Genomic DNA, 284 nt, shown 5'->3' on the forward strand with positions numbered 1-284 from the left:
GCCTCGAGCTTCATAGCGGGAGAGCGGGCGCGCGTCGGACGTCTCGATATCGACGATCCCGTCATCAGGGAGGCTGCCTTGAAGGAAAGGCTTCGGGTCATCGACATTACGTCGATCCACGCGTCCGACGGGCTGGGGCACGACCGCTACGCATCGCTTGCCAAGTTCGGCGCGCAGCTTGCCTCCTTCGAAAGCGGGAGACGGTCGAGCGCCGGCGACGTTGGCGCCTATGTCTTCGATGCCGCCGGCGCCGCAGTCGCAAGTCCGTTTCGGCTGGCCGGACG

1 protein-coding gene is annotated in these 284 nt (G+C 66.2%); it reads left to right on the plus strand.

From position 1 onward, the window contains the following. Window positions 1-284 (plus strand): alpha/beta hydrolase (locus AF337_RS29520; protein WP_152971231.1); only part of this gene is annotated, 284 nt, incomplete at both ends.

The sequence above is a fragment of the Rhizobium ecuadorense genome, from assembly GCF_001187535.1.
GTDB classification, from domain to species: domain Bacteria; phylum Pseudomonadota; class Alphaproteobacteria; order Rhizobiales; family Rhizobiaceae; genus Rhizobium; species Rhizobium ecuadorense.